This is a genomic window from Pelomonas caseinilytica (genome assembly GCF_021353235.1).
Classification (GTDB): Bacteria; Pseudomonadota; Gammaproteobacteria; order Burkholderiales; family Burkholderiaceae_C; genus Pelomonas; species Pelomonas caseinilytica.
This window is the reverse complement of sequence record NZ_JAJTWT010000008.1, coordinates 148,827-161,489: the sequence shown is the minus strand read 5'-3', so window position 1 is coordinate 161,489 and position 12,663 is coordinate 148,827. Positions and strand designations below refer to the sequence as shown.

Genomic DNA, 12,663 nt, shown 5'->3' with positions numbered 1-12,663 from the left:
GTGGTTTGATGAGAATGATTCTCATTGTAGTCCTTGCCGGACCGGCTTGCCGTGGCGAACGCGCGACTGCGGCGCCATGCGTGCAGTTCAGCGCGGATTGAGGCTTTCGAGCAGCCGGTCGCAGGCCTTGAGCGCCCGCGCGAAATCCAGCCGCGCCACGGCGGTGGAGAGTGCGGCGAAGTCCAGGCCCAGGGCGGGGCCGGAATGAGCCGCCAACTGCTCGCAGGCTGCCACTGAGCGCATGTTGCGCTCCACGAGGAGCTGGCGCAGCCGCCGCAGCGCTTCCAGCGGGTCGGTCACCTCGTCGGCCGCCGGCGGGGGCGGAGCCGGCGGCGCCGGCGCAGGCACGAGCGCGGCCAGGCTTTCGTCCAGCAAGCGCTGCAGGGCTTCGGCGTCGACCTCCGCAAGCGCGGCCTGCTGGCGAACCGCCTGCTCCTGGCGGCCGGCCGCCGCGGCCAGGGCCTCGGCGCCCACGGCGCCGGCCAGGCCGCGCAGCGTGTGCAGGGCGCGTTGGGCGTCGGGGAGGCTGGCCTGGCGCAGGTGGCGGCGCAGCGCTTCCAGCTCGGCCGGCGCATCCAGCGTGAAGGACTTGACCAGCCGCTCGTACAGCTCCTGGCGGCCCCCCAGGCGCTGCACGGCGGCAGCCCGGTCCAGCAGGGCGGGCGCCGGAGCCGCGGGCTGGGCAGCCGGCCCTGCGGCGGAGGCTGCTGGCGGGCCGACATGGCGGCGCAGGCAGGCGACGAGCTGCTCCAGGTCCACCGGCTTGGCGACGTGGTCGCGCATGCCGGCGGCCAGGCAGGCCTGGCGGTCGGCCTCCATGGCGTTGGCCGTCATCGCGATGACGAGGCTGCGGGGCCGCCGCTCGAGGATGCGCTGCGTCGCCTCGAAGCCGTCGATGTCGGGCATCTGCAGGTCCATCAGGATGGCGTCGAAGGCCGGCTCGGCGGCGAGGGCGAGATGGGCCCCCTCCACGCCGCCGCTGGCCAGCGCGACGCTGGCGCCCTCGTCCTGCAGCAGCTCCTGGGCGACCTGGCGGTTGAAGGCGTTGTCCTCGACGACGAGCAGCCGCATGCCGGCCAGGCGCCGTGCGGCGCCCGGGGCCTGCGCCGGCCGCATGCCGTCGCGGGTTGCCTCGGCGACCGCATCCTGCAGCATCGAGGCCGTCACGGGCTTGACGAGGTAGCCGCCCAGGGTCTGGATCTCCTGCTCGCTGCGTTCGGCCAGCAGCTCGCGCCCATGGGCCGTGACCATGATGATGACCGGCGCGTCCGACTCGTGGCTCTCGCGGATGCGGCGCGAGGTTTCCCAGCCGTCCAGGCCCGGCATGCGCCAGTCCATCAGGATCAGGTCGTAGTGCGGCTCGCCGCGCTCGGCGGCCAGGTGGACGAGGGACAGCGCCTGCTCGCCGCTGGAGGCCAGGTCGCAATCCCAGCCCAGGCTTTCGCCGATGCCCTGCAGCACCTCGCGGGCCATGGGGTTGTCGTCGACGATGAGCACCTTCAAGCCGGGCCGGGCAGGCGCGGTGTCATGGGCCTCGGCCGGCGCCTCGGGCAGGGTGAGCTCGAAATGGAAGCGGCTGCCTTCGCCCACGCGGCTGTCGACCCGCAGCTCCCCGCCCATCAGCGCCACCAGGCGCCGGCTGATGGCCAGGCCCAGGCCCGTGCCGCCGTAGCGCCGCGAGGTGGACTGCTCGGCCTGGCTGAAGCCGACGAAGATCTGCTCCAGCTTGTCCGAGGGAATGCCAATGCCGGTGTCGCTGACCTCGAAACGGATGCGCGCCTGGCCGCCCTCCTCGCCCAGCAGCGTGAGGGCGAGCACCACCTCGCCATGCTCGGTGAACTTGAGCGCATTGCCGGCCAGGTTGAGCAGCACCTGACGCAGCCGCGTGGTGTCGCCCACCAGGGCCGGCGGCAGCCGCCGGTCGATGCGGAACAGCACTTCGATATCCTTGGGGCCGACGTTGGCCGACAGGATGACCGCCAGCTCGCGCATGAAGTCGCTGAGCTCGAAGCGGTGCGGGTCCACTTCCATCTTGCCGGCCTCGACCTTGGAGAAGTCCAGCACGTCGTTGATGACGGCCAGCAGCGCCTCGGCGGCCGTGCGGGCCTTGCTGGCGTAGTCGTGCTGGCGCGGCGTCAGCTCGGTGCGCAGCAGCAGGTTGAGCATGCCCAGGGCCCCGCTCATCGGCGTGCGGATCTCGTGGCTCATGTTGGCGAGGAAGTCGCTCTTGGCCTGGCTGGCCGACTCGGCGGCCACGCGGGCGCGCACCAGCTCGATCTCGGCCCGGTGGCGCTCGGTCACGTCGATGAGCATCTGCACGACGTTGACCAGCCGCCCGCGGCGGTCGCGGATGGCGCTGGCGCTGGCGTCCACGAAGAGCTCGCCCCCGCCGGGCAGTGCGAAGCCCCGCTCGAAGCGCACATGCTCCAGCCGCCCCGTGGCCAGCCGGTTGAGCTCGCCGCCGAGCAGCCGCCCGGTGCGGAAGTCGGGCAGGTCGGCCAGCTTGCCGCCGCGCAGTTCGTCGGCGGTGCGGCAGAGCATGGCGGTCAGGGCCTGGTTGACGTCGAGGATGACGCCGTGGGCGTCGCACAGGGCGATGCCGACCTGGGCGCGCTCGAACACGCCGCGAAAGCGCTGCTCGCTGTCGTTGAGCGCGCGGGTGCGCTGCTCCACCCGCGCCTCCAGCAGCTGCTTCTCGACGACGAGCTGCTCGGTCATGTGGTTGAAGCTGCGCGCCAGCTCGCGGAACTCGGTGAAGCCGCAGACCGGCGCACGCTCGTCCAGGCCGCCACCGGCGATGCGGGCCACGGCGCCGCTCAAGGCCTGCACCGGCTCCACCAGCCGGCGGCCGACGAGCAGGGCCAGCCCCAGGGCCAGCATCAGCGACAGCCCCAGCGCCATGAGCAGGCGGTCGCGCAGGGTGCGCACGGGCGCGAAGGCTTCGTCGGCATCGATGTTGACGGCGATGCCCCATCCCAGCGCCGGCAGGTGGCGCCAGGACGAGATCACCTCCACGTCCGCATGGTTGTGGGCCAGCCCGCTGCCGCTCTCGCCGAGCAGGCCGCGCACCGTGGGCAGGGCCTCGTTCGGCGGCGCCACCGGGGTCTGGCCGGTGATGAAGACGATCTTGTCGCCGTCGCGCTGGGTCAGCACGGTCTCGCCGGTCAGGCCCAGGCCGGAACGCTCGGTGGCCACGCGCAGCAGGCGCTGCAGGTCGAGCTGCAGCACGAGGCTGCCCAGCACGCGGTCGCCGTCGATCACGGCCTGCACGAGGAAGACCGTGCGCCCCGGCTCGCCGCGCAGTTGCAGGGCCGGCGTCAGCTGCGGGTCCAGCCGCCCGATGGCGCTGCGGTGCGCCGCCAGCAGCTCGCTGCCCGCGTAGACGCCGCCATCCAGCCGGGCCAGCTCGGGGCTGGAGCCGGCCGGGCGCTTCATGGCGAAGCTGATGCGTCCGTCGGGCTGGGCGAGCAGCACGTTGGTGTACTTGCCCGTCTCGTAAAGGCGCTCGTAGAAGGTGCGGCTGGCCGCCGGCACGCGGGTGGCGACCGCGTCGGCGCCCTGGGCGAGCAGCTCCCGCGTGTCGCTCGCCTGGGCGGTGAGCTGGGCATCGACCTGCACCTCGCCCAGGTAGGCGTCGATCTCGGCGACCTTCTTGTGGGCAATGGCTGCCAGCCCGCGGGTCACCGTCTGGCGCAGGCTGTCCTCGAAGCTCACGAGCTGCCACAAGCCCGCCAGCCCGAGCGGCAGTGCCGACAGCAGCACGAAGCCCAGCAGCAGGGCCGGGCCGATGCGCCAGGATCGCCGCGTCGATTCGAGGGCCGGCGCGGCGCTCATGGCCTGGCTCCCGCCCGTGACGCGACCGCCGCCCAATGCTCGGCCGAGCGGAAGGGCGGCCAGGGAGCCGGCTTAATGGCGCGCGGCAGCTGCAGCACCTCGGCGAGCTGGCCGTCAGGGCGCACCTGGGCGATGCGCAGCGTGCGCCAGAGGTGGCGGGTCTGCCCGTCCACCGCCGCAAAGCCCAGCGGCCCGCTGACGCTCTGCTGCGCCACGTTGGCGTTCACCGCCTCGACCAGCGGGCTGCCCACCTCGCGCACCGCCGCCGCCCACAGCCGCACGGCCACGTAGGCCGACACCGCCGGGTCGCCGACCTGGGCCGCCTCGCCCTGGCTGGCGCGCAGCCTCGCCAGGAAGGCCTCATTGGCCGGCCCTGGCAGCGACTGCAGATAGCTCCACGCCGTGAAGTGCCGGTCCAGCCGGCCACCGCCCCAGGCGCGCATCTCGGGCTCGGAGGCGCCGAAGGACAGCAGCGGCAGGTCGGTCAGGCCGGCCGCCACCAGGGCATCGAACAGGGCGCCGTTGCCGTCGCCGCGCAGGGTGCTCAGCACCAGGTCGGGCTGCAGCCGTTCGAGGTCGGCGACGACGGCGGCCATGTCGGGGGCCCCCAGGCGCACCAGGCGCTCGCCAACCACCTGCCCGCCGCCGAGCTGGACGAAGTCGCGCAGCATCGGATGCACGCGGCTCGAATAGGGGCCCTCGGTGCCGAGCAGCATCACGCGGCGGCCGAAGCCGTGCAGCGCCCAGTCGGTGGCCGGGAGCAGCTGCTGGTTGGGCGTGGGCCCGGTGTAGACGATGTGGGGCGACTGCTCCATGCCCTCGTGGGCCAGTGGATAGAAGAGCAGGTGACGCCGCGCCTCGACGACCGGCCGCACCGCCTGCCGGCAGGCCGACGTCCAGCAGCCGAAGAGAGCCGCGGCCCGATGCCCGTCGATGAGCCGCCCGGCCGCTGCAGCCGCCGCCGCATCGGCCCCGGTGTCTTCGATGCGCAGCTCCACCGGCCGGCCCAGCAGGCCGCCGCCTTCGTTGATCTCCTCGACGGCCAGCTTCACCGCGGCAGCCAGCGGTGCCTCGCTGAGCGACATCGGCCCGCTCGTCGCCTGCAGCAGTCCGATGACGATGGGCCCCTCGGCGGGACGGCGCATGAAGTAACCCGCCAGTGCCGCGGCCAGCGCCAGCCCGAACGCCAGCCCGCCAAGCCACGCCAGCCGCGTCTTCATGGCGAGCCTCAACCGGCCGCGCGCCGGGCCTCTGGCGAGATCATCGGCAGCGTCAGCCTCACGGTGGTGCCCAGCCCCGGCGTCGATTCGACCTGGATCTGCCCGCCCAGGGCGAAGGTGACGAGGTTGCGCACGATGTACAGGCCCGGCTCGCTGCGGTTGGGCCCGAAGCGCGTCGAGAAGAAGGGGTCGAACACGCGGCCCAGCACGCCCGGCGGGATGCCGACCCCGTGATCCTGCACGGTGATGGTGAGCTGGTCGCTCCCGAGCGGCCGCACGCGGATGTGGACCTCGCCGCCCGCCTCTCGATAGGCGTGCTTGACGGCGTTCTGCAACAGCGTCGACAGCACCTTGGCCAGCGCCCCGCGGAAGCTCAGCAGGTGCAGGTCCTCGCCGGCATCGAGCTCGCAGCGCACCTGGTGGGACTCGAGCGCGCCCGCCAGCGAGGCGACGACCTCGTGGATGAGTTCCAGCAGCGAGAAGCTGCGGCGCTGGTCGCCGAAGTTGTCGGCCGTGGACTGCAGGAAGGAGTCGACGATGGACAGGGTGCGCTGCAGGTTGGACAGCACCAGGCCAACGCTCTCCTCGCTGACGCGCAGGTGCTTGTCGAGGTCGCTGCGCTTGAGGCTGCCGGCCTGCACCAGGCCGCCGAGGTGGGCGAGGTCGTCCTGCAGGGTGCAGGCCGAAATCAGGGCGTTGCCCAGCGGCGAGGACAGTTCCTGGGCGATGCCGGCGATGGTGCGGCCCACCGAGGCGAGCTTGTCGCGCTGGAAGAGCTCGATCTGCGAACGCGCAAAGCTCTCGGAGGCCAGCTTGAGCGCCAGCTGCGTGCGCACCCGCGCCTTGACGACCACATCGACGAAGGGCTTGGGGATGTAGTCGACCGCGCCATGGGCGAAGCCCTCGGCCTCGTCGGCCGCGCTGCCCTGCACGGTCACGAAGATGACGGGGACGGCCCGCGTGCGGGGGTCGGCCTTGAGGCGGTCGCAGACCTCGTAGCCGCTCATCTCCGGCATCAGCACGTCCAGCAGGATCAGGTCGGGCAGCTGCTGGGCGCAGAAGGCCAGGGCCTCGGCGCCGCTCGTCGCCATCGAGACCTCGCACTCGTCCACCAGCAGCTGGTAGAGCGCGTGGATGTTGCTCGGTTGGTCATCGACGACGAGGATGAGCGGCATGGCGGTTCAGGATAACCGCAGGTTTCAGCGCCCCGCCCCGGTGCGCACGGAGGTTTTCCCCAGGGCGCAGGCGTGCATTACGTCGCACATTCGGGACCGGCCGCATGCCCATAATCGACCAGCTCCACGCGACCGTCCCATGCCCCAGCGCGCGATCACGTCCGGCCTTCTCTGGCTTGCCATGGCGGCGCTGCTGGCGCTTTTCGGACTGCTGCTGGGGCTGCGCGGCAGCACCGGTGCCGCCCTGCACCCCGCCGTCGATGCCGCCCTGGCGCTGAACGCCCTGCTGCTGCCCCTGCCCGTGCTCGGCCTGCTGTCCCTGCGCCGGCGCGAGCGCGACGCTCCCGCCGAGCCCGCCCCGCAGGCGGGCAGCGAGGCCCGGGCGCGCTTCCTGGCCGAGATCAGCCACGAGATCCGCACCCCCATGAACGCCATCATGGGCATGACCCAGTTGGCCCTGCAGACGCCGCTCACCGCCGAGCAGCGCGATCTCCTCACCAAGGCCGACGCCGCCTCGCGCACCCTGCTCGGCCTCGTCAACGACGTGCTGGAGGTCTCGCGCATCGAGGCCGGCCGCATCGAGCTGCAGTCGCTGCCGCTGCGCCTGGAGGACGTCATCGCCCAGGCCGTCGAGCGTATCCGCCCAGTGCATGCCAACCCGGCGGTCGAGCTGATCTGCGACTGGGCCGACGCCAGCCTGCTGGGCGCGCGCGGCCAGTTGCGGGGCGACGCCGAGCGGCTGCAGCAGGTGCTCGTCCACCTGCTCGCGCACGGCATGCGAGCCACGCCTGCCGGGGCCGTCGTGCTGAGGCTGGCCGCCGGGCCCACCCAGGCCGACGGCCGCGTGCCGCTGCGCCTGACCGTGCAGGACGGCGGTGTCGAGACCAGTACCGAGCAGCTCGCCGGCCTGCTGGGCGGGCCGGGCGCGGCCGGCGCCGCGCCGCCGCGGCGTTACGCCGGCACCGGCCTGGGCCTGGCCGTCACGCGCCGCCTCGTCGAGCTGATGGGCGGCCGCCTCGATGCCCGCAGCGAAGCCGCGCAAGGCAGCCGCTTCGAGATCGAGCTCGCCCTGCCGCTGGACGGCGCCGCCCTGCCGCCGCCGCCCGTGCGCCCGCGCCCGCTGCTGCTGGCCGAGTCGCGGGCCGACAGCCGCGAGGCCACAGCGGCCCTGCTGCGCCACCTCGGGCTGGCGCAAGGGCTGGCCGCCACCGCCGACGCGCCCGCCACCCTGGCCGCGCTGGACGAGGCCCGCCGCGCCGGGCGCGCCTTCGACTGGCTGCTGCTCGACTGGCGACTGCCCGGCCCCGGCCCCACCGGGGCCGAACTGCTCGCCCGGCTGCGCCGAGACCATCCGTCGCTGCGCATCGCCGTGCTGAGCCCGCCGGGACCGGGAGACGGCGTGGGCCTGGCCGCGGTGCGGGCCTTCGGCGCGCGCGCCCTGTGCCCCAAGCCGCTGCTGCCCGGCGAACTGCGTCGCCTGCTCGAGGGCGGGCCGGCCGGCTCGCCCGCGGGGGTGGACACCCAGTCCTTGTCGGGCCTGCGCGTGCTGCTCGTCGAGGACCACCCCGTCAACCAGGAGATCGCGCTGCGGTTGCTGAGCAGCCGCGGCGCCCAGGTCGACGTGGCCCACGACGGCCAGCAGGGGCTGGAGCGGCTGCAGGCCCTCGGCCCCGAGGCCTACGACCTCGTGCTGATGGACCTGCAGATGCCGGTGCTCGACGGCCTGAGCGCCACGCGGCAGCTGCGCGCCCTGCCCGGCTTCCAGACCCTGCCTGTGCTGGCCATGACGGCCTATGCCATGGCCGAGGAGCGCGCCGAATGCCTGGCGGCCGGCATGCAGGGCCACATCGCCAAGCCGCTGGAGGTGGCCCGCCTCGTGCACGAGCTGCAGCATTACCGGCGCGCGGCCACGCCGCCCCCCTCGCCAGCCCAGCTCGACCTGGCCGCCGGCCTGCGCCAGTTCAGCGGCCAGGCCCAGCTCTACCGCCGCACGCTACGGGGCTTTGCCGACCAGTACGCCGCGGGCCTGCTCGCCTGGCGCGGCTGGCTGGCCGCCGGCGACTGGGCCGGGCTGCGCCGCGCCGCCCACACCCTGCAGGGCCTGGCCGCCACCGTCGGCGCCCAGCCCCTGCACCGGCTCGCCCTGGCCCTGGAGCACAGCGCCGCCGCGCAGGACGGCGACGGCGCCGCGGGCCAGCTGGCGCAGGTCGACGCCGCGCTGACGGCCTTGCTGGACGAAGTCCGCCGTGTCCTCGCCGACGGCGACGAAGCGCCCGCCGGAGACGGACAGGGCGACCTTGCCGAGCTGCGCGAACTGGTGCGCCAAAGCGACAGCCGCGCCCTGGACTGGTGGCAGGCCCACGGTGCCGCGGCCGGGCTTGACGCCGCCACGCGGCTGCGCCTGGAGGCCGCGCTGGCGGCGCTCGACTTCGACGCAGCCGCCCAGGCCCTGGGGAGCCCGGACGCATGACACGGCCCACTCTCGTCCTGCTCGGGCCGGTCGGCACGCGATGGCTCTTCGGTCTCGTCGTCGTGTCGGCGCTGGCGGCCTGGGCCAGCGAAGGCGGCCTCGGCGTGCTGGACCCCAACGACCGCATCGGCTATCCGGCCATCGCGACCGCCTTCAGCGTGCTGAGCCTGCTCGCCTGGCGCCGCCCGCAACGGCTGGGGCACTGGCAGCGCTGGGGCGTGACGCTGCTGGCGCTGTACTTCACGCTGGGCATGCTGGCCTTCTCGCTGCGGCCCGACCCCGGGCCCAGCCTCTACACGCTGGGCAGCTTCGCACCGTGGACGCTGGGCGGCTGCCTGCTGCTCTTCACCACCTGGCGGGCCGGCCAGGCGCTGTGGATTTCGCTGGCCCTGCTGGCGGCGATGCTGGCGCCGCCGACGCTGCTGCGCTTTTCCGGGCAGCCACCGCAATGGCTGGTCGGCGCCTGGCCGCTGCTGGCCAACCTGGCGCTGTGCCAGACCATGTTCTGCATCGCCCTGTGGGGCCTGTCGCGCCAGCTGGCGCGGCTGGCCCAGCTCGCGCCGGCCCCCAAGGGCGTGGCCACGGCGGACGACCTCGTCGCCGCGCGCGTGGCCGAGCTGGAACGGTCCCGCGCCGCCGCCGAAGCCGCGTCACGGGCCAAGTCCGACTTCCTGGCCAACATCGGCCATGAGATCCGCACACCCATGAACACCGTGCTGGGACGCACGCGGCTGCTGCTGGGCGGGCGGCTGCCGGCGGAGCAGCGCGCCCAGCTCCAGGAAGTGGCCCGCGCCGGCGAAGCCCTGGTGAGGCTCATCGACGGCCTGCTCGACTATGCCGACCTCGACGCCGACCGCATGCAGCTCGCCAGCGAGCCCGTGCGCCTGGAGCAACTGCTCGGCAGCGCCTTCGACGCAGTGCGCCCCGCCGCGCAGGCCAAGCAGCTGGAGCTGCTTTGCGACATCGCCTCGCCCGAACTGCTCGGTGCCGCCGGGTCGCGGCGTGCGGACGCGGCGCGGCTGACGCAGCTGTTGACCGAACTGCTGGTCAACGCCGTCAAGTTCACGCCGGCCGGGCAGGTCAGGCTGACCGCCAGGCTCGATGCCGACGGCGCCTGGCGGCTGACGGTGCGCGACAGCGGCGTCGGCCTCAAGCCCGAGCAGCTCGACCGGCTCTTCACGCCCTTCGCCCAGGCCGAGGCGGGGGCCTCGCGGCGCTTCGGCGGCACGGGCCTCGGGCTGGCCATCTGCCGGGCGCTCGCCGAGCGCATGCACGGCACGCTGACCGCGCGCAGCATGCCCGGTCGCGGCAGCGAATTCGAGCTCGTGCTGCCACTGCCTCCCTGCCCCGAACTGCCGCCGCCGCCCGCGGCGACGCTGCGCAGCATCGTCGTCGTGCAGGCCGCGCACAGCGCGGGGCACGAGGCGCTGATCGGCCTGTTGCAGGTGCTGGCGCCGGCCGCCCGCGTGGCGACGCTGGCGCAGGGCCAGCTCGCGCTGGCCCGGTTGGCCGAGACGCCCGTGAGCCAGCCCCACGACCTGCTGCTGGTGGACTGGGTACTGCCCGACATGGAGGGCGGCGAACTGCTGGCCCGGCTGGCCGAGGCCGACCCGCCCCGGGCGCGCCGCGTCGTGCTGCTCAGCGCCTTCGACACGCCGGTGCTGCGCGAGCGCGCCCAGCGCCAGGGCGCCCATGCGCTGTGCGCCAAGCCCCTGCTGCCGCACACGCTGCGCCGCCTGCTGGACCTGGACCGACCCCTGCCCTCCGAGGCTGCCGCCGAACCGCCCGAGGCGCCCGCACCGGTGACCGACCCGGCCGCCCTCATCAGCGAACTCGACACCCTGCTCGGCGAGGCGGACAGCCACGCGCTGACGCTGTGGGAGCGGCACGAATCCGCCTTCATCGAAATCCTGCCGGCGCAGCGGGCCAAGGCCCTGGCCGGTGCGATGCAGCGCTTCGACTTCGACGAGGCCCAGGCCGCCCTGCGCGGCGCGACCGGAGCCGACCATGATGGCTGAGAACTTCGCGCCCCAGGCCACCGTGCTCGTCGTCGACGACACGCCGGCCAACCTCACCCTGCTGGCCCAGGTGCTCAAGCCCGACTACCGGGTGCAGCTGGCCGTCAGCGGCGCCAAGGCGCTGGAGATCTGCCGCCGCCAGCCGCCCGACCTCATCGTCCTCGACGTCATGATGCCGGAGCTGGACGGCTACGAGATCTGCCGCCGCCTCAAGGCCGACCCCGCCACGCGCCGCGTGCCCGTCATCTTCCTGACCGCGCTGACCCGCCCCGAGGACGAGAGCGCCGGCTTCGAGGCCGGCGGCGCCGACTTCATCCACAAGCCCTTCAACCCCGCCACCGTGCTGGCGCGCGTGCGCACCCACCTTCAGCTCAAGCAGGCCGAGGATCAGCTGCGGCGCCACAACGCCCAGCTCAGCGGCGAGCTCGACGCACGCCGCCGCGAGGTCGAGCGGCTGCGCGACACCACCCTCTTCGTCATGGTCGGGCTGGCCGAATTCCGCGACGCCGACACCGGCTACCACATCCAGCGCACCCAGGAGTACGTGCGCACGCTGGCGCGCTGGATCGCCGCCCAGCCCGACGGCCCGGCCGACCTGACCGAGGCCACCATCGACGAGCTCGCCAAGGCCGCGCCCCTGCACGACATCGGCAAGGTGGCCATTCCGGACGGCATCCTGCTCAAGCCGGGCAAGCTGTCGCCCGACGAATGGCAGGTGATGAAGACCCATGCCGAACAGGGCGCCGACCTGCTGCAGCGCGCCATCGACCGCCTGGGCGACGATGCCGGCCTGATGCTGACCTTCGGCAAGCAGATCGCCCGCCATCACCACGAACGCTGGGATGGGAGCGGCTACCCCGACGGCCTGGCGGGGCCGGACATCCCGCTGTCCGCCCGGCTCATGGCGGTGGCCGACGTCTACGACGCCCTGATCAGCGTGCGGCCCTACAAGCAGGCCATGAGCCACGACGAGGCACTGGATTTCATCCGCCGCGGCAGCGGCAGCCATTTCGACCCCCGCGTGGTCGAGGCCCTCGACGCCTGCCTGGACGAGGTGCAAGCGATCGCGTCGCGGTGGGCCGATTGAGGGCGCCGCGATAATCCGCCGCCTCATGCATTCCGGCCCCATCCTCAACATCTCCTGCTACCTCTTCGTCTCGCTGGACGACACCGCGGCCCTGCGCGAGCGGCTGCACGCCCGCGCCGCATCGCTCGGTCTCAAGGGCACGGTGCTGATCGCCGAGGAAGGCATCAACCTCTTCCTGGCCGGCCCCGCTGACGCCGTGCGCGCCTGGGTGGACGAACTCCGCGCCGACGGGCGCTTCGCCGCCCTCACGCCCAAGGAAAGCTGGAGCGAGACCCAACCCTTCCAGCGCCTGAAGGTCAAGGTCAAGGCCGAGATCATCCGCATGAACCAGCCCACGGTGCGGCCCGACCGCGCGCCCCGCGCCGCGGCGCTGGCTCCAGCGACGCTGGCCCGCTGGCTGGGCCAGGGCCACGACGACGAGGGGCGCCAGGTCGTCATGCTGGACACCCGCAACGGCTTCGAGGTCGACCACGGCGCCTTCGACGGCGCCATCGACTGGCGGCTCCACAAGTTCAGCGACTTCCCCGCCGCCCTGGCCGCCCACCGCGACGAACTGGCCGGCAAGACCGTGGTGAGCTATTGCACCGGCGGCATCCGCTGCGAGAAGGCCGCCATGGTGCTGGCCGAACAGGGCCTGCACGCATGGCAGCTCGACGGCGGCATCCTCAAGTACTTCGAGGAGACCGGCGGCCCGCACTACCACGGTGGCTGCTTCGTCTTCGACGAGCGCGAGGCGCTCGCTCCCGACCTGTCGCCCCGGAAGTGAAGTCCCCCAACGTGGAATCCAAAGGCAACCACAGAGGCACAGAGGCACAGAGTCAACACGGAGACGACCTTTCTCTGTGTCTCCGTGCCTCTG

At 73.3% G+C, this 12,663-nt stretch carries 7 protein-coding genes; 4 read left to right on the top strand and 3 right to left on the bottom strand.

Annotation, left to right across the window (positions count from 1 at the left end; translation table 11 throughout):
• Positions 1–87 precede the first annotated feature (87 nt).
• Genes LXT12_RS18820 through LXT12_RS18810 form a run of 3 tightly spaced genes read right to left on the bottom strand, consistent with a single transcriptional unit; the run spans position 88 to position 6,229 of the window.
• The gene (locus LXT12_RS18820) at positions 88–3,834 is read right to left on the bottom strand and encodes a response regulator (RefSeq protein WP_233393828.1); all 3,747 of its coding nucleotides are present in this window, start codon (positions 3,832–3,834) and stop codon (positions 88–90) included.
• Positions 3,831–5,054, bottom strand: coding sequence for a transporter substrate-binding protein (locus LXT12_RS18815; protein ID WP_233393827.1), 1,224 nt, complete (start codon positions 5,052–5,054; stop codon positions 3,831–3,833). Before LXT12_RS18815 ends, LXT12_RS18820 begins: the two co-directional genes overlap by 4 nt.
• A gap of 8 nt (positions 5,055–5,062) precedes the next feature.
• Positions 5,063–6,229 carry an ATP-binding response regulator gene (locus LXT12_RS18810; RefSeq protein ID WP_233393826.1) on the bottom strand — a complete coding sequence of 389 codons (1,167 nt, stop codon included), beginning with the start codon at positions 6,227–6,229 and terminating at the stop codon, positions 5,063–5,065.
• Positions 6,230–6,368: 139 nt separating this feature from the next.
• Between LXT12_RS18810 and LXT12_RS18805 the strand changes: the two genes are divergently transcribed.
• Genes LXT12_RS18805 through LXT12_RS18790 form a run of 4 tightly spaced genes read left to right on the top strand, consistent with a single transcriptional unit; the run spans position 6,369 to position 12,570 of the window.
• Entirely contained in the window at positions 6,369–8,699 is a 2,331-nt protein-coding gene (locus LXT12_RS18805; RefSeq protein ID WP_233393825.1) for a response regulator, read from the top strand.
• Positions 8,696–10,717, top strand: a complete 2,022-nt coding sequence (locus tag LXT12_RS18800) for an ATP-binding response regulator (RefSeq protein WP_233393824.1) — start codon at positions 8,696–8,698, stop codon at positions 10,715–10,717. Before LXT12_RS18805 ends, LXT12_RS18800 begins: the two co-directional genes overlap by 4 nt.
• Positions 10,707–11,804 (top strand): HD-GYP domain-containing protein, encoded by a 1,098-nt coding sequence (locus LXT12_RS18795; protein WP_233393823.1) that lies wholly within the window; start codon positions 10,707–10,709, stop codon positions 11,802–11,804. The genes LXT12_RS18800 and LXT12_RS18795 overlap by 11 nt, the downstream gene beginning before the upstream one ends.
• 25 nt (positions 11,805–11,829) lie before the next feature.
• Entirely contained in the window at positions 11,830–12,570 is a 741-nt protein-coding gene (locus tag LXT12_RS18790; RefSeq protein ID WP_233393822.1) for a sulfurtransferase, read from the top strand.
• Positions 12,571–12,663 lie beyond the last annotated feature (93 nt).

Excerpts from the sequence above, each read along its gene's own strand:
- LXT12_RS18800 (WP_233393824.1), top strand. The coding sequence starts at position 8,696 with ATGACACGGCCCACTCTCGTCCTGCTCGGGCCGGTCGGCACGCGATGG.
- LXT12_RS18795 (WP_233393823.1), top strand. The coding sequence starts at position 10,707 with ATGATGGCTGAGAACTTCGCGCCCCAGGCCACCGTGCTCGTCGTCGAC.
- LXT12_RS18815 (WP_233393827.1), bottom strand. The coding sequence starts at position 5,054 with ATGAAGACGCGGCTGGCGTGGCTTGGCGGGCTGGCGTTCGGGCTGGCG.
- LXT12_RS18820 (WP_233393828.1), bottom strand. The coding sequence starts at position 3,834 with ATGAGCGCCGCGCCGGCCCTCGAATCGACGCGGCGATCCTGGCGCATC.
- LXT12_RS18790 (WP_233393822.1), top strand. The coding sequence starts at position 11,830 with ATGCATTCCGGCCCCATCCTCAACATCTCCTGCTACCTCTTCGTCTCG.
- LXT12_RS18805 (WP_233393825.1), top strand. The coding sequence starts at position 6,369 with ATGCCCCAGCGCGCGATCACGTCCGGCCTTCTCTGGCTTGCCATGGCG.
- LXT12_RS18810 (WP_233393826.1), bottom strand. The coding sequence starts at position 6,229 with ATGCCGCTCATCCTCGTCGTCGATGACCAACCGAGCAACATCCACGCG.